Below are 21898 nucleotides of genomic sequence, written 5' to 3'. Positions count from 1 at the left end.
GCAGCACCGGGGCTTCGGACTCAGCGGCGGGCACCGACCACCGAGTAGAGCCCGGTGCCCAGTACGAACAACCCGGACGCCAGCCACCAGGCGAGAGTGTCCTCCGGTGGGGACACGGGCCAGATCAGGATCTGGTTCAGCAGCGCCTTGTCCGCGGGCACCGACAGCGCCAGCACGGTCCAGACCAGCGGCAGGGTCCAGCCGAACTGGCCGCCGAAAACGGTCGCGGCAAGGCCGGCGAGGCCGAGCAGACCGGCACTGTCCCGGACGATCAGCGCGGTGTCCACCGAAGAGTCGCCGATGCTCTGTACCGCAAGCAGGACCGCACCGGCGACCACCCCGATGGTCAGGATGTGCACGAACCTGCGGCGCAGCCAGCCGAACGCCGCGGTGCGGTCCAGCTCGACGTCCTGCCCGCTCAGCCCGACCGCGGCGAGCGCCACCGCCGAGGTCAGGGCGAGCGCCGCGAAGAGCGGGGACCACCGGCTCGCCGCGAGCAACCGGATCGCCACGATCGACAGCAGCGCTGCCGGCACCACCACCGGCAGCTGCCGGGAACGCGCGTACAACGCGAACCATCGCATCAGTGCGCCCCTCCGGTAAGCGCGGCCAGCGCGTCGCCGTGACAGGTCAGCTCGACCTGCCGGGCGGCGGCGACCCGCGCGATCTGCTCCTGCTCCGGCTGCGCGTGCAACGCGGTCCACGTCGACTGCATGAGTCCCGCGAGGTCCCGCTGGTCGTATTTCCGGCTGGGTGGCGGGGTGGCCGAACCGAGGAGCCAGGACTCCATCACCCGCCGCGCCGCATCCTCGTGGCTCTCCTCCGGACCGGCGTAAGTGAGCCGGGCGCACCTCGGGGCGCCTGCTCCCTCGAGCAAATCTGCCACCAGGTCGTTGCCGGCCTTGTCCGTCAGTGGCGCGCCGGTGTGCGCCGCGTACCGCAGGTCGTCCCGCTGCGCGAACAGCCGCGCCGGGTCGCGCGGACCGGGTTGGGAGCTGAGTTCCGCCGCGGTCGATTCCTCGACCCGATCCGGGTGCTGCGGCAGCTTCTGCAGTGCCTGCAGGGCTTGCTTCCCCGGACCGGCCAGCGTGGGCAGCCAGTCCTCGTGCATCTTCGTGACGCACACCGGACCGTCGCAGACCAGCGCGCTCGCGGCCTTGTCCACGGTCAGGTTGCCCTCCGCGGAAGCGGGAAAGACCGGTATCGCCACCGCCAGCCCGGCCACCACCGGAAGCAGTGCCAGCAACCGGGTACGCACCGAACCGGCCGTCAGCAACAGGAAACCGGTACCCGCGAGTCCCGCCAGCCAGCAGATCTGGCCGAGCACGACCGCCGCCGACGGGGCATCGAAGGGACTGCGGGGATCGTCCGGCGCCACCGACAGCAAGAGCACCCAGTTCGGCACCTGCTGGTTCACCGAAGCTGCCCCGTTGCTGGCAATCTGCAGGAAGAACGTGGCCACCAAGGAGATCACGGCGATGGCGGGCGCGGTGATCGGATGCGGGAGCAACCGGCCCACCCCGAGCCCCAGCCCGACACCGGCGACCACCGAAAGCAGGCCGAGGACGACCGGGGCCACCGACGCGAAGGTGAACATCCCGTCGTTCGCGATCACCTGCGCCATGCCGACGGCCAGGACCACCAGGTATCCCACGACCGCCGCAATCCCCATCGCGAGCCCCAGCTGCACAGCTCGATGGCCTGCCGGGCGGGCGGTCGAGGTGAACAGCTCGCGGACACCGGCACGGTTGTCCCGCATGCCCTGGATCGCGGACGCGCCGACGATGATCGGCCACAAGAACACGAGCAAGAAGCGCGTCCACTGCGCCGACGACAGTGCTTCGAGCCCCCAGGCTTGGGAACCTCTGATCCACGGGCCGGTGAAAGCCACGAAGAAGCCGATGCCGACCACCAGCATCACGAGCACCACCCACGGCGCGATCGTGCGCCGCAGTTCCACTCGCAGCATGCTCACCATGAGTCCCTCCCCACCCGGTCACCCAGCAGCGCCGAGTAACCCCGCTCGATCGGGCTGTCGCCGGTGTCCTCCGGGCTGCCCGCCCCGGCGAGGTCGTCCGGGGTGCCCTGGAAGACGAGTTTCCCCGCGGAGAACAGGATCACGTCGGTGCACGCGGTGGCCACGTCTTCGACCAGGTGGGTGGACACGACCACGCAGGTGTCCCTGCCCAGTTCCTGCATCAGCTCGCGGAAGCGCACCCGCTGGGCCGGATCGAGCCCGGCGGTGGGCTCGTCGAGCAGCAGGATCTGCGGATCGTTCACGATCGCCTGCGCAATGCCGACCCGGCGGACCATGCCGCCGGAGAGCGTCTTCATCTTGTCCCCCGCGCGGTCGGCGAGGCCGACGCGCTCGATCGCGCGCTGCACTGCCTCCGGCACCGCCTGCTTCGGCATTTCCTTGAGCCACGCTATGTATTCGACGAACTCGCGGACGGTGAAGCGCTTGTAGTACCCGAACGTCTGCGGCAGATACCCGATCCGACGGCGCAGCCGCCGCAGGTCGATGGACGCGCCGACCGTATCGCCGAGCAGCGTCAGGCTGCCGTGGGCGGGGCGGAGCACCGTCGCGAGCGCCCGGATCAACGTGGTCTTTCCCGCTCCGTTCGGGCCGAGCAGCCCGTGCACCCCGGTGCTGAGCGCGACATCCAATCCGTCGACCGCCATCCGTTTGCGGCCGACCCGTACTTTCAGTTGTTCGGCCTGGATTTCCCAGGCGTAGGTCGTCGGAGCGACCTCGGCAGCTTCCACTGTCCGCATCTGTGTTTCCCCTCTTCCCTCAATTGTGTGCGGCGAGCCGCATGAAGAAGCCTCGGCGAAGCACCACGAGACCGGCCGCCAGTACGAACACCGCGGCCCACACCGGCAGCGAGGCCGACAGGAGCGCGACCGAACCGCCGAATGCCACGGTCGGCAGTACCAGCGCGCTCAGCCACACCCCGGCCAGCACTCCCGCGGCCCAGCCGGCTCCGATGAACGTGCCGAGCGCGAGCGTGCCCGCGCTGAAGGCGAGCGCAGGCAGCAGCACCAGCCCGATGTTCGAACCGCTGAGCCAGCCCGCCAGCAGCAGGACCAACACCACCGGCACCAGTACTGCGACGGTCCGCCGCAGAATCAGGTCGAGCCCGGCGCGCGGGGAACCGGCGGTGAGTTCGTAAGCCGGGTCGAGGCCCCGCGACCACGCCGCGGCCACCCCGAACACCGGCAGCACCGGGGCGAACAGCTGCACCAGCGAGACCCCCCCTGCGGAGGCCTGGTCGAGGAAGACCGCGATCGCCGCCACCAGCACGACCATGCCCAGCCACGGCACCATCACCGGCGTCGCCCAGCCGTGCAGCCAGGCCCGTGCCCGCCCGCGCAGCGGCTGCGGTTCGGCGGTGAGCCGCGGCTGCAGACCTGCCCACACGGCGTCGAGGAAGCCGGACTCCTCCGTGGTGGTCACCCCGGCAAGCCGGGCACGGCACTGCGCGCACCCCTCCAGGTGCGCCTCGATCGCCCACCCCTCGTCGCCCGGCAGTTCACGACCGGCGACGTAGGCGGCAAGCAGCCGGTCGGGCACGTGACTCATGGGTTGACCTCCTCCACGGAGACGGGGAACCGGGATCTCGCTCACGACAACGCCTCCCGCATCGCGATCCGGGCACGGCGGGCCCGCGTCTTGACAGTGCCTTCCGGCAGTCCGAGCAGAACGGCGGTCTCCCGGACGGACAGACCGTCGAGGACCATGCTCTGCAGGACCTGCCGAAGCTCGGGTGCGAGAGTGCGCAGGGCGTCGCCGACCGAGTCGCCGACCGCGCCGGCCAGTGCCTCTTCCTCGGCGGCAGGCGCGAGCTCCGGGGTGTAGACCTCGGGCGGCGGCTGGGCGTGGTGCGCACGGCGGCGGAACGCGTCGACCAGGCGCCGGGCGGCGATGGTCCACACCCAGCCCACCGCGGAACCGCCCGCGGCCGCGCCGGCGAACGAACCCGCGGCACGCCACACGGCGAGGTAGGTCTCCTGCATCACCTCGGCGACGATCTGCTCGTCGGCACAACGGCGACGCAGCCGAACCGCGAGCCATGGCGACGTGCGTCGGTACAGCTCCTCGAACGCCGCACGGTCGCCTCGTGCAGTGCGCCGGACGAGTTGTTCCTCGTCCGGCTCCGAAGGTGGCTTGTGCTTCACACCAGGCAAGACGCCGACACTGCGCGCTCGGTTCTCACCCGGGAGTGTGCTGTGTCACATTCACCGCGGCGGTCAGCCTGCCGGCCAGAACTTCCGCCAGCCCTCGGCTTCCAGGGTGGCCGGCTCGATCCCGTTCAACCGGGCGGCGGCCTCCGCCGTCCGGATGTCCCGCGCGAACTGCTTGGCGACCGCCCGCAGTTCGCCTTCCGGATCCACCCCGCCGCGGCGGGCGGTGGCGGCGACGCGGAAGAGCTGCGCACCCGCGTCAGCCGCGTCCGGGAAGAGATCGAGCGGAATACCCGCGCGGCCACTGCGCTGGCCGAGCTTGCCGGCGAGCGCGACCGCGGGCTGACCGAGCGCGACACCGTCCACAATGGACTTGCGCTGCTTCTCCGCCTGCTTCAGCTCTTCCCACTGCGCTTCCTGCCGCTCAGTGCCGGCCCAGCTGTCCGCATCGGCGAACACGTGCGGGTGCCTGCTGACGAGCTTGCCCACCAGCGCACGCGCCACGTCGTCGACGGTGAACGGGTCGCGCGGGTCCTCGGCAGCCACCCTCGCGTGGAAGAGCACCTGCAGCAGCACGTCGCCGAGTTCCTCGCGCAGCGCCTCGCGGTCGTTCTCCTCGATGGCGTCGAGCAGCTCGTAGGTCTCCTCGACCAGGTACTGGCGCAGCGAATCGTGCGTCTGCACGGCGTCCCACGGGCAGCCGCCCGGCGAACGCAGCCGGTCCATCACCTCGGCGGCCTCGACGAGCGGCGGCACCGGAGCCTCGATCACCTGCGCGCCCGCGTCGAGCAGCGCGGCCGCAGCCGGTTCGGCGCGCGAGGCGGCGACGAGCACGATGTCCCGGCCCAGCGGTGGCTGGGCGAGCGGAGGCAGACCGAGCCGCACCGCATCGACGTCGGTGCCTGCGTAGACCGCGGACGAGGTCCGTAGCAGCGGAAGCGCGGCCGAGGGGAACGCGTCCCCGCGGACGAGGACGACGACGGAGCCGGTCACTGCTGCGCCGGAGCGCCACCGTGCACGGGCGCCACGACACCGGCGAGTTCGGCGGAGCTGGGAGCGAGGTTCATGCCGACAGAATCCCACACGCCGTAACGCGGGTTGATCTTGTACTGCACCTCGCCGAGGTACGGCTGCAGCATGCGCACGCCGATCGCGCTGAGCTGGCCGGAGGTCGGCTGCTGCACCTGGTCGGTGGCGACCTGCTTGTCCGTCGTCCGCTGCCGCACCACAGCGGCCACCCACCAGGTCGGCGCGCTGGACGGATTCGGCTGGAACGCGATGGCGGTGTTCGCCGGCACGCCGAACAACACGGTGGCCGCGTCCTCGGGCGACGACAGCGCCGGCGCCTGCTGCCCGACGTTGCCCTGCGCTCCCGCCTGCAGTTCGGCGCGGATCGCGTTCGGGTTCTTCGCGTACTCCTCGGCCTTCGCGAAGGCCTCGCTGCGCGCAGTCTTCGCGTCCACGGTCGGCGCTTGGCTTTCCGAGGTGGGTGCACCGATGCTGGTGTAGTCGAAGTTGACCGACAGCGTCGGCAGGGTCTTCACCGCCAGCGCCTGCTCCAGGTACTGGTCGGTCACCGCCTCGCGGTGATCACGCAGCCGCCACACGAGCTGGGTCACGCCCGCGGTTTCGTCCTGCGACACGGAAGCGGGCACCGGACCGGCGAGCGGATCGTGCTGCAACGCCTCGGTGATGGCCCCCTGATCGGCGGCAACGCCCTCCTTCTTCGCCGCCTTGGCCAGTACCGCGTGCAGCACCTGCTGGCGGACGATCTCCCTGCCGACCAGGTCGAGCTTGTGCTTGGCGGCGAGCTGCCGGGCATAGGGCTGCTCCTGCACCGCCCGGTCGAGCAGGTTCTGCACCTGGTCGATGGTGGTGCGCTGACCGTCGACGATCGCGGCGGTGTTCACCTGGCTGGGACCGCTGCCGCATCCGGCGAGAAGGAAAGCTCCGGCAACGACGGCGACCAGCGCACGAGGGCGCCCCATGATCCGCATCACAGGCCATACCCTCTCATACGCCCGCCCCGGAAACGCAACACCGTCGCAGCGATCCGGCGGGCAGTGCCGGGCAGCCGGCCCCTGGATGCCGAACCGGGACACTTCGTCCGCTTCCGGTTCCGAAGTACTGCACCGGCGACAACGCCGAGCATCCGCCAACCTGACCGGATTTCCCCTGGTCACAAGGCTTGATCGGGCAGTTCGCGGTGGCCCTGCCGACCGCCGGACCGCGCTCGGCTGCGCTGATCGCGGTGGAATAGACCTCCCGGGTGAACAGCTCGCGCTGGAGGTATCTCATGATCACATCGTTGTCCGGGTGGGCCGTCTCCGCCGTTCCCGCCGTCTGCTGGCTGGTTCAGCGCGTTCCCGTGCTCCGCTGTCTCACCAGGGCACTCGCCGTGAGCCCCGACCATGCGCGGACGCCGGCGAAGGCCATCAAGGCTGCCCGCTGATCCGCCTCCTCACACGGCGGCCGGCGTCTTCGTCAGCTGGGCCAGGAGTTTCGTGCACCAGTCGAGGAGTTCCTGATCCCGCAGTGCCGGCGCGCCCATCCGGCCGCCTGCCGGCCCCTCGGTCGGTTTCGGGATCGAGACGGTGTTCGTGACCGCCTTGTACAACGCCTTGGGGTACAAGCGTTTCAGCCGCACCAGCTGCGAGTCGGCCAGCGGTAGCGGGGCGAACCGGATGGTGCTGCCCTGCACCGCGACTTCGGTGACGCCCGCGGCCCGGCAGGCGTGCCGGAACGTCGCGACCGAGAGCAGGCGGGTGACCGGGGCAGGCGGCTGTCCGTAGCGGTCGATCAGCTCCTCGCGGACCGCCTCGAGTGCCGCGGGGTCCGGGGCGGAGGCGATCTTGCGGTACGCCTCCAGCCGCAGCCGTTCGCCGGGGACGTAGTCGTGCGGGATGTGCGCATCGACCGGCAGGTCGACACGGACCTCGGCGAGCTCCTTCTCTTCCGCGGGTTCCGCACCCGCGTGCCTGCGGAAGGCGTCGACCGCCTCGCCGACGAGCCGGACGTACAGGTCGAACCCGACGCCGGCGATATGCCCGGACTGTTCGGCACCGAGGATGTTGCCCGCGCCGCGGATCTCCAGATCCTTCATCGCGACGGCCATCCCCGCGCCCAGTTCGGTGTTCTGCGCGATGGTGGCGAGCCGGTCGTGCGCGGTTTCGGTGAGCGGCGCCTCCGGCGGGTACAGGAAGTAGGCGTAGCCACGTTCCCGGCCACGGCCGACGCGGCCGCGCAGCTGGTGCAGCTGCGCCAGCCCGAGCATGTCGCCGCGCTCGACGATCAGCGTATTGGCGTTCGAGATGTCCAGTCCGGTTTCCACGATCGTGGTGCAGACCAGGACGTCGTACTCGTTCTCCCAGAAACCCTGGATGATCTTCTCGAGCTTGTCCTCGTTCATCTGGCCGTGCGCGGTGACCACGCGCGCCTCCGGCACCAGCTCGCGGATGCGCCGCGCGGCCTTCTCGATCGAGGACACCCGGTTGTGCACGTAGAACACCTGGCCGTCGCGCAGCAGCTCGCGCCGGATGGCGGCACCGACCTGCTTGTCGTCGTAGCCCCCGACGTAGGTGAGGATCGGGTGCCGGTCCTCCGGCGGGGTGAGGATGGTGGACATCTCCCTGATCCCCGCCATCGACATCTCGAGGGTGCGCGGGATCGGGGTCGCGGACATGGTGAGCACGTCGACGTGCGTGCGCAGCGCCTTGATGTGCTCCTTGTGTTCCACGCCGAACCGCTGCTCCTCGTCGACGATCACCAGACCGAGGTCCTGGTAGCGAACGCCGGTCTGCAACAGGCGGTGGGTGCCGATGACGATGTCGACCTCACCGGCGGCCAGCTGTTCGAGGATCAGGTCCGATTCGGTCTTGTTCGTGAACCGCGACAGGCCCTTGATGGTGACCGGGAACGACTGCATCCGCTCGGCGAACGTGCTGAGGTGCTGCTGCGCGAGCAGGGTCGTGGGCACCAGCACGGCAACCTGCTTGCCGTCCTGCACCGCCTTGAACGCCGCACGCACCGCGATCTCGGTCTTGCCGTAGCCGACGTCGCCGCAGATCACCCGGTCCATCGGGACGCCGCGCTCCATATCGGACTTGACCTCGTCGATGGCCGCGAGCTGGTCGTTGGTCTCGGTGAACGGGAAGGCATCCTCCAGCTCGTGCTGCCACGGCGTGTCCTGGGCGAAGGGATGCCCCGGCGCGGACTGCCTCGCCGCGTAGAGCTGCACCAGCTCGGCGGCGATCTCCTTGACCGCTTTCTTCGCGCGTGCCTTGGTGTTCTTCCAGTCCGAGCCGCCGAGCCGGTTGAGCGTGGGCAGCTCCCCGCCGACGTAGCGGGACACCTCGTCGAGCTGGTCGGTGGGCACGAAGAGCCGGTCGCCGGGATGCCCGCGCTTGGACGAGGCGTACTCCAGCAGCAGGTACTCCCTCGTCACCGAGGCCCCGCCGGAGTCTTTCAAGGTGCGCTGCACCATCTCCACGAACCGGCCGATGCCGTGCTGGTCGTGCACCACGTAGTCGCCCGCCTTGAGCGCGAGCGGGTCGACCGAGCCGCGGCGGCGCGACGGCATCTTGGCGTTGAGGTCCTTTGTGGACGTTCCGGCGGTGGCACCGCGGCCGGTGAGGTCGGCCTCGGACAGCACCACCAGCGCCCGCTCCGGCGACACGAACCCGTCGGCGAGACCGCCGCAGGTGACCGTGACCAGACCGGTCGACGGCGGCTCGGTCAGGACGTCCGCCTGCTTCGCCGGGACATCCGCGGCCAGCAGCTGCTCCACGGCGCGGCTCGCGGTGCCCTGCCCGGTGACGACGAGTACGCCGGTGCCGCCGCTCGCCAGGTGCGCGCGCAGGTCGGTCATCGCCCGCTCCAGCTCGCCGCGGTACGCGGGCGCGGCCTCGATGCCGACGCGGTAGACGTCCGGGTCCTCGCTGGTCAGCTGGGTGAGCGTCCACCAGCAGCGGTTCGTTTCCTGCGCGTGGCCGGTGATCTCGGCCAGCCCGCGGTAGGCCGACGCGCCGAGGTCGATCGGCGCCTGCCCGCCCGCGGCGGCCGTGGTCCAGGAGGCCTCGAGGAACTCCTGCCCGGTGCGCACGAGATCGGCCGCGCGGGCGCGGATCTTCTCCGGATCGGCGAGCAGGACGTGGCTGCCTGCCGGCATCGCGTCGGTGAGCAGTTCCAGCTCACCTTCGCAGAGCACCGGGATCAGCGCCTCCATGCCTTCCACCGGGATGCCGCCGGAGAGCTTGGTGAGCATCTCGGCGAGGTGTGCGTCCGCCTCGTAGGTGGTGGCAAGGTCGGCGGCGCGGGCCTTGACCTCGGCGGTGAGCAGCAGTTCCCGGCAGGGCGGTGCGGTGACGCGCTGGATCTCGCCGGGAAGGGACCGCTGGTCGGACACCGCGAACGCGCGGATCTCGCTGACCTCGTCGCCCCAGAACTCGACCCGGACCGGATGCTGCGCGGTGGGCCCGAACAGGTCGAGAATGCCGCCGCGGACGGCGAACTCGCCACGCTTCTCGACCATGTCGACGCGGGTGTAGGCGAGTTCGACGAGCCGTTCGAGCAGATCTTCGAAGCTCTGCTCCTGCCCGACGACGAGGTCGATCGGCTCGAGCGAGCCGAGGCCGGGGGCCATCGGCTGGATCAGGCTGCGCACGGTCGAGACGACGACGCGCAGCTCGTCGTCGCCGGTGTGCAGCCGGCGCAGCACTTCGAGCCGCCTGCCGACGGTGTCGGCGCGGGGCGAGAGCCGTTCGTGCGGCAGCGTCTCCCAGGACGGGAAGTCGGCGACCCGGCTGCGGCCGAGCAGATCGGTCAGCGACGCGGTCAGCTCGTCGGCCTGCCGCCCGGTGGCGGTGACGGCGAGCACCGGGCGCCCGGCGCCGCCGAGGCCGGGATCTGCGGCCAGCGCAGCGGCGACGAGCTGCCGGGTGGCGCCGGCGCCCTGCAGTTCGAGCAGCGGCGCACCGGCACGCTCGACGATCCCGCGAAGGGCCGGGTCGGGAAGGATGGCTTGGAGGAGTCCGGACAGTGGAGCGTCGGTCACCGTCCCAGAGTACGTCCCGGGACCGACTGAATTCCGCTCCCCGCACGAACGGGCCGGTGACCCCGTTCCGGGCAGCCACCGGTGGCCTCGTCGGCGGGACGGCCGGGGTGCCGGTTCACGGCGCGACCCAGCCGGCGAACTGTCCCACCGAAAGCTCCACCCCAGCCCACACCACCGCGGCGCCAAGGCTGCTGACCAGGAAACGGCAGTACGGCAGCCCAACGGAGCCGGCCACCCGCGGCACCAGGGTCCGGAGGCCGGCAAGGCAACGGCCGAGAACGACTGCCGGCACTCCGTACCGGGTCACGGTCGCTTCGGCCTTCTCCCACCGTCTTGGACCGATCCGGCGGGCGAAGCGGGAGGTACGCAGTCGTGGGCCCCAATGGCGGCCCTCCAGGTAGGCGAGCTGGTCTCCTGCAACGGCTGCAGCGACAGCGACGGGCAGGGTTAGCCACCAGGTCAGCGTTCCGCGCTGTACGAGGAACCCCATGAGCAGCAAGGTGGACAGCGTCGGCAGGACGATGCCCGGCAGCAAGGCGGTTTCCGCCATGATCACCAAAGCGCACACGACGTAGATGAGCGGCGCGGGTGCGTCAAGAAGCGGCCGCAGCAGACTGCCCACACCTATCCTGTTCCTTCCGCACTGGCAGGGCCGCGCGGTAGACGTACGCGGGTGGAAGGTTCTGCCACACCACGCGGGTGCGTTCGACGACTGCGAAGCGGCTTCGCAGTAGGCGCGCGAAGCGTCGAGCGGGCGGGGTCCACGCAGTGTGCACGTAGGCGAAGGTCGTGAAGCGGCCTTCGGGAGACAGTGCAGCGGTGACGGCGGCTAAGGCCTTGTCTTGATATACGGCGGACATGGCTGTCCACGGCAGGCCCGAGACGACGACATCGACCGGTGTAGTCGCGTACGTCGCTAGGTGTTCGGCTGAGTCCTCAGCAACGTGCAAGGTCGGAAAGCGACTGCGTAGCCCCCGTGCCAAGCGAGAGTTGATTTCTACCGCGGTGAAGGAGGCGTCACGCGCGAGTCGGCGAAGCAGAGCTTCGGTGAACACACCTGTTCCTGGGCCCAGCTCCGCCACACTGCGTGCGTTTTCGACGCCCAGACCTACGGTCATCGCGACGGCCAGCTGCGGCGAGCTGGAGGCGATCGCGCCAGTGCGCATCGGGTGGCGCAGGAACTCCCTGATGATCGACATGAGACCGACGTTATGAACCACCTGGATAGCCGCACATCGGCTCGACGGCCCCGGGTACATCGTCCTATCGGACGACCCGGGACCTACCGCGGTACGACGTGCGGGCTACCGGATCGGCGTTAAGTTCGGCAGGTGGAGCGACTGGTCAGGTGGGCGCGCAGCCAGCGGTGGATGCTGGACCTGCCGCTGTACGCCGTCTTCGTGCTCCTCGGGCCCAACGCCAACGCGGACAACTGGCTCTTCCGGGCGGTCCCGCTGCTGTTCCTGCTTCCCCTGCTGGTCCGCCGCCGGTTCCCGCGCACCACGGCGGTGCTGGTACTGGCCGGCGTGCTGGCCGTGTACACCAACGAGGTCTGGGCCTACGACCGTGGCCGGAGCGAACTCGCCATGGCAGTGGCGCTGTACACGCTCGTCCGGGCAGGCGACCGGTGGTTTGCCGCCGGAGTGGCCACCGGGGTGATCGCGCTGGACCTCGGCTGGAGCCTCAGCTGGGGCGCCGCCACCCAGGACGCGGTGATCGCCGGGATCGTCGGGCTCCCGCTGCAGCTCGCCGCGTGGGCACTCGGCGAGTTCTTCCACGCCAAGGACCAGCTGGCCGAACAGGAGCAGCTACGGGCCGAGCTGGTCGAGTCCGAACAGCGAGCGCAGGACCGGGCCGCGGTCGCCGAGGAGCGCGCCCGCATCGCCCGCGAACTGCACGACGTGCTGGCCCACAGCATGAGCGTGATCGTGCTCAACGCGGAGGGCGCGAAGCTGGCCCGGCACCAGGATCCCGGTGCGGTGGACCGCACGCTCGACACCATCGGCCGCACCGGCCGCACCGCGCTCACCGAACTGCGCCGGCTGCTGGAAGTAATGCACGCCGGCGAACCGGGGCGGGACCCCCAACCCACGCTCGACCGGCTGCGTGGCCTGGTCGAACAGGCCGGCCGCGAAGTGGCACTCGAGGTGGACGGCGACATCGCCGAGCTGCCCGCTGGGGTCGCACTGCAGGCCTACCGCATCGTCCAGGAGGCATTGACCAACATGCTCAAACACGCGCCGTCCGACGCCGTGGGCCGGGTCCGGGTCGCATTCGCCCGCCCCGAGCTCAGCGTCGAGGTGACCAACACCGGCGGCCGGGTGCCGGCAGCCGCCGGGCTGCCTGGGTCCGGGCGCGGGCTGACCGGCATGGCACAACGCGTCGAGCTGTACCACGGCAGGCTCGAGACCGGCCCGCTCGACGACGGCGGCTACCGGGTGCGCGCCACGCTGCGGACGGACGACGCCGCATGAGCGCCTCCGTGCTGATCTGCGACGACCAGGAGCTGGTGCGCGTCGGACTGCGGATGATCGTGGACAGCCAGCCGGATCTGGCGGTCGTCGCCGAGGCCGCGGACGGGGCGGAGGCCGTGGAGCTGGCGCGGCAGCAGCGGCCCGACCTCGTGCTGATGGACGTACGCATGCCGGTGCTCGACGGCGTCGCCGCGACCGGACGGATCTGCGCTGAACTGCCGGACACCGCAGTCCTCGTGATCACCACCTTCGACCTCGACGAGTACGCCTACTCCGCGCTGCGCGCCGGGGCCGGCGGTTTCCTGGTGAAGGACGCGCCGTCGGAGGAGATGCTGGTGGCGATCCGCGGCGTGCTGCGGGGCGACTCGATGGTGTCCCCGTCGGTCACGAAACGCCTGCTCGAACGCTATCTCGCGGATCAGCCGACGCCGCTCGACGAGGAGCGGCTGAACACGCTCACCGAACGCGAAAAAGACGTGCTGAGCCTGATCGCGCGCGGTCTGTCGAACACCGAGATCGCACGGCAGCTGTTCATCGGCGAGACCACGGTGAAAACGCATGTCGGCCGCATCCTCGGCAAACTCGGCCTGCGGGACCGGGTGCACGCGGTGGTGTTCGCCTACGAGTCCGGATTGATCCGGCCGGGCAGTTGAGCGCCGAACGCACGATTCGTGCGGCATGCTGGAGGCATGCGCCGGCACCTGATCGCCCTGCTCGTCCCGGCCGTGCTGCTGTCCGGGTGTTCGGGCACCGCCGGTACGCCGGAGCCCGGCCGATCGCTGAACGTGCAGGAGATCGCAAGCGGGCTGGAACACGGCTGGGACGTGGCGTTCCTGCCGGACGGCTCCCTGCTCGTCCCACAGCGCCCCGGCAAGCTCGCCCTGCTGCGCAACGGTGCGAAGGTCGACGTCCGGGCGGACTTCTCGGACGTGCTCGTGCAGGGCGAGGGCGGGCTGATGGGCCTGGTGCCGTCCGCGGATTTCGCGACCTCGCGCGAGTTCACCACCTGCCAGACCCACCAGGAGGACGGCCGGGCGGTGGACATCCGGCTCGTCACCTGGCGGCTGGCCGCCGACGGCGCGAGCGCCACCAGGGTGCGCGACCTGCTGACCGGCCTGCCGGTGAACCCGGGCGGACGGCATTCCGGCTGCCGGCCCACGCTCGCCCCGGACGGCGCGCTGCTCGTCGGCACCGGCGACACCGCGAACGCCACCGTGGCCCAAGATCGGCACAGCCTCGGCGGCAAGGTGCTGCGGATCGACGCGAAGACCGGGGAACCGTTGCCCGGCAACCCTTTCCTGTCGTCCGCGGATCCAGACGAGCGACGGATCTACAGCTACGGCCACCGCAATGTGCAGGGCGTCGCGATCCGGCCCGGCACCGGGCAGATCGTCACCTCCGAGCACGGGCCGACGTTCGACGACGAGGTCAACCTGCTGCGCCCCGGCGGGAACTACGGCTGGGACCCGTCGAAGGGCGGCACCGACGACAGCTACGACGAGAGCGTGCCGATGACCGACACGCAACGGTTCCCGGACGCCGTGCGTCCACTGTGGACCAGTGGCTCGATCACCGAGGCGACCAGTGGCGACGCCTTCCTCACCGGAAAACAGTGGGGCGCCGACGAAGGCGCGCTCGCCGTGGTGGCGCTGAAGGGGCAGAAACTCCTGCTGCTGCACCTGGGCCCCGACGCGAACGTCACCGGCGTCACGCTGCCGCCGGAGTTCGACGACCGGTTCGGACGGCTGCGTGCGGTCCGCAGCGCGCCGGACGGCTCGCTGTACGTGACCACCTCGAACGGCGGCGACGACAAGGTGCTGCGGGTGACGCCGGCCTGAGCTCAGCCCACGTGGGCACCGCCGTTGACGTGCACCACCTGGCCGGTGACATGCCCCGCCGCGGGCGCCGCGAGGAACCGCACCGCCTCGACGACGTCCTCCGGCCGTCCGGCACGTTTGGTCATCGTGTTGCCGATCAACAGCTCCCGGCGCTCGTCGGTGAGCTTGCCGTGGAAGAACCCGGTGTCCACGACGAGACCGGGGGCCACGATGTTCGCGGTGATCCCGCGCGGCCCGAGGTACCTGGCGATGTCGGCGTTCCACACTTCCAGCGCGGCTTTCGCCCAGGCGTAGGAACCGACACCGGTGTGCGCGGCGATCGAGCCGACGGTGACGATGCGGCCGTGGTCGGAAATGCGCTCGCGGACCGCCGAAGTGACCAGCGCGGCGGTGAAGAAATTGGCCCGGAAGTTGGCCGTCCACGCCGCGTCCAGGGTTTTCAGGTCACGGCTGTCGTCCCGCAGGAAATCGGTGTTCCCACCGGCGTTGTTGACCAGCACGTCGATCTGGTCCGGCAACTCGGGCAACGCCTGTTCGACCGCCGCCGGATCGGCCGCGTCGAAACACACCGCCCGCGCACCGAGCAGCACGGCCGCCTCGGTGAGCACGCTCGCCCGCCGCCCGGTCACGGTGACCGTGTCACCGGCCTGTGCGAATCCCGCGGCAATCGCGTACCCGATTCCGGTGCCACCACCGGTGACCACAACTTCTCGGCTCATCCCCAGTGCCCTTCACTGCTCACGTATCGCTGCGGGCAACAGTACCGGCGAGCGGCCGCCGGAGAGCTACCCTCGGACCTATGACCGCGATCGACAAGGTGGCCTGGCTGCACGTGGTCGAGGGCCGGGTGCTCGCCGCCCGCTCGGCAGGCAAGGACACCTGGTACCTGCCCGGCGGCAAACGGGAATCCGGGGAGTCGGACGTCGAGACACTGGTGCGGGAGATCGCCGAGGAACTGTCGGTCGCGCTCGTCCCGTCCACCGCCCGGCTCGCCGGTGTGTGGGCGGCACAGGCACACGGCCGTGCAGACGGGGTGCTGGTGCGGATGACCTGCTACACCGCCGGGTACACCGGAGAGCTGCGCGCGAGCAGTGAAATCGAGTCGATCGGCTGGCTCTCCCACGCCGAACGCGACCAGGTCTCCCCCGCCGTCGGGCTGATCCTCGACGAGCTGCACGCACGCGGTGAGCTGGCCACGTGCTGAGGCTCGGATTCCCGGTCGTCGGCGTCACCGACCTCGAGCGCGCGGTACGTTTCTGGACCGAAGCACTCGGCCTCGTCGCCACTGCGGAATGGGCGAGCGAAACGTGGCGGACCCTTGACCATCCCGGCGGCGGGCACGCACTGGGACTGATGCGCAGCGAGTCCCCGCCGGAACCGCGTCCGCGGCTGCACCTGGACCTGCTCGTCGACACCAGCGCGGAGCAGCACACCGAGATCGAACGGCTGGTCCGGCTCGGCGCACAGCACCTCGAGTGGGACAGCTACCCGCCGGAACCGGATTTCGTGGTGCTCGCCGACCCGGACGGCAACCGCTTCTGTGTGGTCGATCTGAGCCTTGCGCCGTCGGGTGGATGAAGCTCAGGCGAGCAGCCCGCGGGCCTGCTGCGGGGTCGTGCCGGACCACTGGTGGAAGGCCCGGTAGAACGAACTCGGTTCGTCGTACCCGAGCAGCAGCGCGATTTCGGTGACGGTGATCCCGGACCGGGCCAGATAGTGCCGGGCCAGCGCGTGCCGGGTGCGTTCCAGCACTTCCTGGAAGGTGGTCTGTTCCGCGGCCAGCCTGCGTTGCAGGGTCCGGACACTGATGGCCAGCCGACGGGCAACGGCGGCGGCACCGCACTGACCGGCGGGCAGGAGCTCGAGCAGGGCCGCACGCACCCGTCCGGCGGTCGACTCCCGCTGTTCGAGGTCGGCGAGCCTGCGGCGCAGTTCGGGCCCGAACACCTGCCACATCTCGGTGTCTGCGGTGAGGAACGGACGGCGGGCGTCGAGCGCGGTGAACGCCACCGTCGGCTCGGGCCCGGCCACGACCGGGGTGCCGAGGTAATTCCGGTACGCCGTGGCGGCCGCGCCCTGCGGCGGATCGGGCAGCGTGACACGCAGCGGACTCACCCGGCTGCGCGTGCCCAGCCTGGCAAGTGCGACCGGCACCAGGAGTTCGTACCCGAGGAAACCCGGCGGCGGCACCGGAGCCGACGGCCACCGGACGGTGACCCGCAGGCCGTCGCCCTCGGTTTCCACGATCAGCTGCAACGGGCCGAGCAGCCGCTTGTACGCGGCGAGCCGCTCCGCCGCCCGGCGGAGGTCGGGACTGCACAGTGCGGCGAAGACGATGGGCTGGAACGTTTCCGCGTGCGCCTGCTCGGCGAGGCTCACGCCAAGCGCCGGGTCGCCCGAGATCTCCTCCACCGCCAGCCAGCACCGGTAGAACTGCTCCGCGGTCAGCGCCACCTGCCGGTCGAGGAACAGGTCCTCGGGCAGACCGGCCGTGCGCAGCATCGAGCCGGTCGACACCCCGACGTCGGCCAGTACCGCGACGGTTGCCGGACTGAGCATGAACCTGCCCGCGCTCACTTCCGGGACACCGCCAGCGCCTGGTCCACGTCGACGTCGAGTTCGGTCAGCTGCCGGGAGATCTGCCACAGCACGTCGATCGCCCGGTCGGTGCCGGGCCGGACCAGCCGTCGGCGGACCGGAGCACCCCGCGTACCCCAGCGCGGGCCGTACATGGTGCCGCCTTCGGCACGCGGATCAGTGGCCGCACGCAGCTGGCTCAACACCCCTTCTTCCGGGGTCATCCCGATCCCGTGGCCGACGGCGAGGAAGAACCGGCCCATGGCACCGCCGCCACCGGCGGCGACCGTGGTGGCCTGCAGCTCGGAGTCGGTGGCCCCCGGGTGCGCGGTCAGCGCTCGGGCGGACAGGCCTGCCGCCCGGAACTGCCGGTCCAGCCCCTGTGCGAAATGCCGGTTGGCGAGCTTCGAGTTCGAGTACGCCCGCCACGGGTGGTAATGGCGCAGCAGACCCGGATCGGCCGGCTTCAGCGGACGGCCGGCGTGCTGGGCTCCGCTGGTCACCGTGACCACCCGCGCATGCGGAGTGCGGACGAGCGCAGGCAGCAGACGCGCGGTCAGCGCCCAATGCCCCAGGTGGTTGGTGCCCAGCTGGGTTTCGAACCCGTCCGCGGTCCGGCCCGCCGGCATCGCCATCACACCCGCGTTCGCGATCAGCAGGTCGATACCGTGGTGCGCAGCCAGAATCCGGGTGGCAGCCTGCTCCACCGACGCGAGCGAGGCCAGATCGAGCGGGACGACCTGCACCGCCGCGTCGGGGTGGTGCGCAGTGATCCGGTCTCGGGCCGCGGCGGCCTTGGCCTCGTTGCGGGCCGCCAGGACGACCTGCGCACCCTTGCCGGCCAGAGCCTGCGCCGTCGCCAGGCCGAGACCGCCGTTGGCACCGGTCACCACCGCGACCCGGCCCCGCTGCGCCGGAACATCAGCCAGTGTCCAGGACATCTCGTCAACTCCTCGCGGGAAATTCGATGATGTCCCCACGCTAGGCAGCGCAGCCGCCGGGCACAGTGGCAGAACCCGCCATTCCGGTGGCGGTTCGCGCCACCGCTCAGCCGAGCAGCCGGGGTTTGTGCTCCAGGTGCGACAGCCCGTTCCACGCCAGGTTCACCAAGTGCGCGGCCACCTCGTCGCGTTTGGGCTTGCGGGCGTCCAGCCACCACTGGCCGGTGAGCGCGACCATGCCGACCAGCGCCTGGGCGTAGAGCGCGGACAGCTTCTCCTCGTAGCCGCGGGCGGCGAACTGCTGGGCGAGGATGTGCTCCACCTGGCCGGCGATGTCGTTGAGCACGGTGGAGAACGTGCCGGTCGAACTGGCCACCGGGGAGTCGCGGACCAGGATGCGGAACCCGTCGTGCGAGTCCTCGACGTAGCTGAGCAACGCGATCGCCGCCTGCTCCAGCATCACCCGCGGATGCCCGCCGTGCAGGGTGGAGACCATCCGGTCGAGCAGCAGCTGGGTCTCGCGGTCCACCACGACCGCGTAGATGCCTTCCTTGCCGCCGAAGTGCTCGTAGACCACCGGCTTCGACACGTTCGCGCGGGCCGCGATCTCCTCGATCGACGTGCCGTCGAAACCCTTTTCCGCGAACAGCGCCCGCGCCACGATCAGCAGCTGCTGCCTGCGTTCACTGCCGGTCATGCGCACCCTGGTCACCGGTGCGGCCGGTCGTGCCCCGGTGACCGCCTCGCGTTTGGCCCGTCGTCTCCCCGCCATTCGCGCCAGGGTAGCGGCCGGGCTACTTGGCCTCGGCGGCGATGCGGGCCAGCCGCTGCGGGGTCGGCCAGCGCACGTCGTGCGCCCAGCCGAACTTCTCGAAGAGCCAGATCAGCCGAGCCGACATGTCGATCTGGCCGCGCTTGACGCCGTGCCGTGCCGAGGTGGGGTCGGCGTGGTGCAGGTTGTGCCAGGACTCGCCGAAGGAGAAGATCGCCAGCGGCCAGAAGTTCGCCGACCGGTCGCGGGCGGCGAACGGGCGCTCGCCGATCATGTGGCAGATCGAGTTGACCGACCACGTCACGTGGTGCAGCACGCAGATCCGCACCAGCCCGGCCCAGAAGAGCGCGGTCACCGCACCCCACAGCGACCACGACACCAGCCCGCCGATCAGGGCAGGCAGGGCGAGGCTGAGCAGCGACCACAGCCAGAACAGGTCGTCCACCTTGCGGATCGCCGGGTCCTTCACCAGATCCGGCGCGAACCGGCCCTGGTTGCTCTTGTCCCGCTCGAACAGCCAGCCCATGTGCGCGTGCCAGAAGCCCCTCGCGATGGCCAGCGGCGAGCTGCCGAACGCCCACGGCGAGTGCGGGTCACCGTCGCGGTCGGAGAACGCGTGGTGCCGCCGGTGGTCGGCGACCCAGGTGATCACCGGGCCCTGCAGTGCGATGCTGCCGGAGATCGCCATCACCACCCGCAGCCAGGTCTTCGCCTTGAACGAACCGTGCGTGAAGTGCCGGTGGTACGCCACCGTGATGCCGAGCCCGCTGATGCCGTAGAAGACCACGAACAACCCGACGTCCAGCCAGCTCAGGCCCCAGCCCCAGGCGAACGGGACCGCGACGAGCAGGGCGGCCAGCGGCAGCAGCACCCCGAGGTAGACCGAGATCTGCACGCCGATGCCGCGTTTCCCGTCGATGACCGGCTTGCCGCCCTTCGGCGGTTTTCCGGCGGACTGGGAACGGTCGAGAGTGGCCGTCATACGTTCACTTCTTCCTGTCTTCCTGCGGTCTTGCGCTGGCAAAGCCCTACTGGCAAAGGGTGCCCTAACCTACGGTGTCGTAAGTTACGGTACAGGAGGTTCCGCGCCCTGGGGAGGCCCCGAATGTCCGGTTCCGCGGACATTTCCGGCGACCGGCCCCGCGGGCGGCTCACCCTCCCGGCACCAGGGTCGCCGATCATCGCTATCCTGACCAGGTTCGATCCGCCGTGGTGTAATCGGCAGCACTTCAGATTTTGGTTCTGACAGTTCAGGTTCGAATCCTGGCGGCGGAGCTGTCCAGCAGGGTGCACGAGCAGGCGAGCGTGGGGAGTGGGGGCGGCTGAGCGAGGAAGCGAGCGACTCCGCGGGTACCCGGCGCCCGACGCTGGCCGAAATGTCCGACGCATGGCTGGTCGGCCGCGCGCGGGAGCTGATCGCGGCCGTGCAGCGGCAGGAGTACGAAAACCAGCTGGAGATCGTCACGATCATGGACGAGCTGCTGGAGGAGACTCTGCGCCGCGGGGAGCCGACCCTGGTCGCCCAGATGCTGCGCGCCTCCGCCTTCTCCCGGCTGGTCACCCGCGGCCTTGAGGCCGAGGCCGAACCGCGGCTCGACGAGATGCTCGCGCACACCCGCAGGCACGGCCTTTCACTGCTGCGCGCCGACGCGCACGCGCTGCGCGGGCGCCGTCTCGTGCTCGCCGCGCAGGAGGACGCCGCACTCACCGAGATCGCCCGCGCGCTGGCCATCCTCGATGATTCCACCATCCCGGACCGCCAGGTCGGCGTGCGCAACTGGAACCGGATGCAGTCCAACGCGCTGATCGACTGCTGGATCGTGCTCAACCAGCTCGGCGTGTACGAGGCGGCCGAGGAGGTGATCGGCCGCGCGCACCAGGCGATCCGGGAGAGCGCAAGCCCGCACGAGATCACCCTGCAGCTGATGAACCGGGTCAAGATGTTGCTCGGCTGGGGCCTGCGGCTCGAACGCGTCGAGAGCTACGACGAGGCGGCCGAGAAGTTCCGCACCGCCTCGTCCATGGCGGTGGCGGCCGAAGGGCCGTTCGCCGAATCGCTCTTCCCGCGCAAGGCCGGCGTCGCCGCGGTGGACCAGGTCGGCGTGCTGGCCGCGGCACTCGCCCTGCACCAGCCTGCCGCCGAGCACGTGGCACGGCTGCGCCCGCTGTACGAGGGCCACCATTTCCCGCACGAGCAGGAGATCGTCGCCATCGCACTGGCCCGTTGCCTCGACCGGGCCGGGCGGCGCGCGGACGCGCTGCAGGTGCTGCGGGAGACCCACGACGCGCTCGCCGAGCTGCCGTCGCAGCCGTCGATGCGGCTGACCATCGCGCGCGAGCGCGCCCGGCTCGATCCGGAGGCGGCGAACCAGTCGCTGATCGACTACGCCACCGCGCTGGAGACCGAAATGTGGTCGCTGCGCGAATCGCAGATCGCCACCCTCAACGCCCGGCGCGAGCACGAACGGCTCTCCGCCGAACACGGCGCGATCACCCAGCAGGCACTGCAGGATCCGCTCACCGGCCTGCCCAACCGCCGCGCACTCGACGAGCGCCTGCGCGCACTGTCCTCCTCGGCCGACGCCCAGCCGCTCGCCGTCGCGCTGGTCGACCTCGACCGGTTCAAGGGCGTGAACGACGAACAGTCGCACGCCGAAGGGGACAACGTGCTGCGTGTCGTCGCGAGCACGCTCCGCGACACGTTGCGCGGGGACGACGTGGTGGCCCGCTACGGCGGCGACGAGTTCATCGCGCTGCTGCCCGGCACGCCTGCCTCCGCGGCGAAGATGGCGCTCGGCCGCGCGGCCAAGTCCGTCGCGTCGCTGCCGCACCACCTCTCGCACGGCGTCACACTGTCCATCGGGCTCGTCTCGCTGCGCCCGCAGGAGCGGGCCGAACAGGTGCTCGCGCGCGCGGATGCCGCGATGTACCAGGCAAAACGCGACGGCGGCAACCAGGTCGCGTCGGCCAACTCGATGGCCGGTGAGAGCACCGGAAGCTGGCCCGCCGACAGCCTGGCGGCCGACCCCGCGTGGGCCGCGGAAGACCCCACGTAGGAT

The 21898-nt window shown here is 70.6% G+C and carries 21 protein-coding genes and 1 tRNA gene; 7 read left to right on the top strand and 15 right to left on the bottom strand.

What is annotated here, in order from left to right; translation table 11 throughout:
- Positions 1 to 20: 20 nt before the first annotated feature.
- The 10 genes from ABD793_RS35445 to ABD793_RS35400 all read right to left on the bottom strand — a co-directional run bounded on the left by ABD793_RS35445 (position 21) and on the right by ABD793_RS35400 (position 11436).
- On the bottom strand, positions 21 to 584 hold the full coding sequence (locus tag ABD793_RS35445; RefSeq protein ID WP_344867737.1) for a hypothetical protein: 564 nt from the start codon (positions 582 to 584) through the stop codon (positions 21 to 23).
- Positions 584 to 1978 carry a hypothetical protein gene (locus tag ABD793_RS35440; RefSeq protein WP_344867736.1) on the bottom strand — a complete coding sequence of 465 codons (1395 nt, stop codon included), beginning with the start codon at positions 1976 to 1978 and terminating at the stop codon, positions 584 to 586. Before ABD793_RS35440 ends, ABD793_RS35445 begins: the two co-directional genes overlap by 1 nt.
- Entirely contained in the window at positions 1972 to 2775 is an 804-nt protein-coding gene (locus ABD793_RS35435) for an ABC transporter ATP-binding protein (RefSeq protein WP_344867735.1), read from the bottom strand. The genes ABD793_RS35440 and ABD793_RS35435 overlap by 7 nt, the downstream gene beginning before the upstream one ends.
- 19 nt (positions 2776 to 2794) lie before the next feature.
- Positions 2795 to 3583 (bottom strand): zf-HC2 domain-containing protein, encoded by a 789-nt coding sequence (locus ABD793_RS35430; RefSeq protein WP_344867733.1) that lies wholly within the window; start codon positions 3581 to 3583, stop codon positions 2795 to 2797.
- Positions 3584 to 3624: 41 nt separating this feature from the next.
- Positions 3625 to 4179: an RNA polymerase sigma factor gene (locus tag ABD793_RS35425; protein WP_344867774.1), complete on the bottom strand. Its 555-nt coding sequence runs from the start codon at positions 4177 to 4179 to the stop codon at positions 3625 to 3627.
- Between the two features lie 72 nt (positions 4180 to 4251).
- Entirely contained in the window at positions 4252 to 5178 is a 927-nt protein-coding gene (locus ABD793_RS35420; protein ID WP_344867732.1) for a nucleoside triphosphate pyrophosphohydrolase, read from the bottom strand.
- Entirely contained in the window at positions 5175 to 6173 is a 999-nt protein-coding gene (locus ABD793_RS35415; protein ID WP_344867731.1) for a SurA N-terminal domain-containing protein, read from the bottom strand. The genes ABD793_RS35420 and ABD793_RS35415 overlap by 4 nt, the downstream gene beginning before the upstream one ends.
- A 473-nt stretch (positions 6174 to 6646) precedes the next feature.
- On the bottom strand, positions 6647 to 10222 hold the full coding sequence (gene mfd / locus ABD793_RS35410) for a transcription-repair coupling factor (protein WP_344867773.1): 3576 nt from the start codon (positions 10220 to 10222) through the stop codon (positions 6647 to 6649).
- Positions 10223 to 10352: 130 nt separating this feature from the next.
- The gene (locus ABD793_RS35405; RefSeq protein WP_344867730.1) at positions 10353 to 10859 is read right to left on the bottom strand and encodes a DedA family protein; all 507 of its coding nucleotides are present in this window, start codon (positions 10857 to 10859) and stop codon (positions 10353 to 10355) included.
- Positions 10831 to 11436, bottom strand: coding sequence for a class I SAM-dependent methyltransferase (locus ABD793_RS35400; RefSeq protein ID WP_344867729.1), 606 nt, complete (start codon positions 11434 to 11436; stop codon positions 10831 to 10833). Before ABD793_RS35400 ends, ABD793_RS35405 begins: the two co-directional genes overlap by 29 nt.
- A gap of 132 nt (positions 11437 to 11568) precedes the next feature.
- On the opposite strand from ABD793_RS35400, the gene ABD793_RS35395 reads away from it, so the two are divergent.
- The 3 genes from ABD793_RS35395 to ABD793_RS35385 are packed head-to-tail and all read left to right on the top strand — an operon-like array spanning position 11569 to position 14549.
- Positions 11569 to 12711 carry a sensor histidine kinase gene (locus ABD793_RS35395; protein ID WP_344867728.1) on the top strand — a complete coding sequence of 381 codons (1143 nt, stop codon included), beginning with the start codon at positions 11569 to 11571 and terminating at the stop codon, positions 12709 to 12711.
- Positions 12708 to 13364: a response regulator gene (locus tag ABD793_RS35390; RefSeq protein WP_344867727.1), complete on the top strand. Its 657-nt coding sequence runs from the start codon at positions 12708 to 12710 to the stop codon at positions 13362 to 13364. Before ABD793_RS35395 ends, ABD793_RS35390 begins: the two co-directional genes overlap by 4 nt.
- Positions 13365 to 13400: 36 nt before the next feature.
- Complete coding sequence (locus ABD793_RS35385) at positions 13401 to 14549, top strand: PQQ-dependent sugar dehydrogenase (RefSeq protein ID WP_344867726.1); 1149 nt, start codon at positions 13401 to 13403, stop codon at positions 14547 to 14549.
- A gap of 2 nt (positions 14550 to 14551) precedes the next feature.
- Here ABD793_RS35385 and ABD793_RS35380 read toward each other — a convergent pair whose 3' ends face one another.
- Positions 14552 to 15274: an SDR family NAD(P)-dependent oxidoreductase gene (locus ABD793_RS35380; protein ID WP_425548827.1), complete on the bottom strand. Its 723-nt coding sequence runs from the start codon at positions 15272 to 15274 to the stop codon at positions 14552 to 14554.
- A 74-nt stretch (positions 15275 to 15348) separates the two neighbouring features.
- On the opposite strand from ABD793_RS35380, the gene ABD793_RS35375 reads away from it, so the two are divergent.
- Positions 15349 to 15753 (top strand): NUDIX hydrolase, encoded by a 405-nt coding sequence (locus tag ABD793_RS35375; protein ID WP_344867723.1) that lies wholly within the window; start codon positions 15349 to 15351, stop codon positions 15751 to 15753.
- Positions 15747 to 16127 (top strand): VOC family protein, encoded by a 381-nt coding sequence (locus tag ABD793_RS35370; RefSeq protein ID WP_344867722.1) that lies wholly within the window; start codon positions 15747 to 15749, stop codon positions 16125 to 16127. Before ABD793_RS35375 ends, ABD793_RS35370 begins: the two co-directional genes overlap by 7 nt.
- A gap of 3 nt (positions 16128 to 16130) precedes the next feature.
- Here the strand turns inward: ABD793_RS35370 and ABD793_RS35365 are convergent, their stop codons facing one another.
- The 4 genes from ABD793_RS35365 to ABD793_RS35350 form a co-directional block, all read right to left on the bottom strand.
- Complete coding sequence (locus ABD793_RS35365) at positions 16131 to 17126, bottom strand: AraC family transcriptional regulator (protein ID WP_344867721.1); 996 nt, start codon at positions 17124 to 17126, stop codon at positions 16131 to 16133.
- A complete protein-coding gene (locus tag ABD793_RS35360; protein ID WP_344867719.1) occupies positions 17123 to 18067 on the bottom strand; it encodes an oxidoreductase in 945 nt (314 codons plus the stop codon). Before ABD793_RS35360 ends, ABD793_RS35365 begins: the two co-directional genes overlap by 4 nt.
- A gap of 106 nt (positions 18068 to 18173) precedes the next feature.
- Positions 18174 to 18764, bottom strand: a complete 591-nt coding sequence (locus ABD793_RS35355) for a TetR family transcriptional regulator (protein ID WP_344867772.1) — start codon at positions 18762 to 18764, stop codon at positions 18174 to 18176.
- Between the two features lie 97 nt (positions 18765 to 18861).
- Positions 18862 to 19821, bottom strand: coding sequence for an acyl-CoA desaturase (locus tag ABD793_RS35350; protein ID WP_344867718.1), 960 nt, complete (start codon positions 19819 to 19821; stop codon positions 18862 to 18864).
- Positions 19822 to 20042: 221 nt separating this feature from the next.
- Here ABD793_RS35350 and ABD793_RS35345 point away from each other — a divergent pair.
- Positions 20043 to 20114, top strand: a tRNA-Gln gene (locus ABD793_RS35345).
- Between the two features lie 101 nt (positions 20115 to 20215).
- Complete coding sequence (locus ABD793_RS35340) at positions 20216 to 21895, top strand: GGDEF domain-containing protein (protein WP_344867717.1); 1680 nt, start codon at positions 20216 to 20218, stop codon at positions 21893 to 21895.
- Positions 21896 to 21898: the final 3 nt, after the last annotated feature.

The sequence above is a fragment of the Amycolatopsis ultiminotia genome (assembly GCF_039536925.1).
Classification (GTDB): Bacteria; Actinomycetota; Actinomycetes; order Mycobacteriales; family Pseudonocardiaceae; genus Amycolatopsis; species Amycolatopsis ultiminotia.
This window is presented reverse-complemented; position numbering and strand designations above follow the sequence as displayed.